Origin of the sequence: Pseudoalteromonas sp. S1609, assembly GCF_005887255.1 — a bacterium.
Lineage (GTDB): Bacteria > Pseudomonadota > Gammaproteobacteria > Enterobacterales > Alteromonadaceae > Pseudoalteromonas.
Genome location: NZ_PNDJ01000279.1, coordinates 1 through 246, shown reverse-complemented (window position 1 = coordinate 246; position 246 = coordinate 1). Strand labels below are relative to the sequence as shown.

The 246-nt window shown below is 40.7% G+C and carries 1 pseudogene; it reads right to left on the bottom strand.

Going from position 1 to position 246, the window contains the following annotated elements:
• Positions 1–59: 59 nt before the first annotated feature.
• Positions 60–246: pseudogene (locus CWB76_RS20205) on the bottom strand (sensor histidine kinase); the annotation flags it as partial.

Below are 246 nucleotides of genomic sequence, written 5' to 3'. Positions count from 1 at the left end.
GCGTATCTCAAGTTAGGGTAAGCTATAAATCGTTACAGCCAGCTCCTTAAGGCTAGTCTCTATGGCTGTTGAAATGCAATTGCATGGGCGTTTAAAAAAGGCAGGCTTACTAAAAGATGTTGCAGGTTTATTTGTAAGTAAAGCGGTGGTGACCTGAGCCTTAACGATAGAAAGCGAATATGGGCTTCAAGTAAAATGGCATCCAATAACGGCAATAAGGCAATGACATATTTAACCTTAATCCGT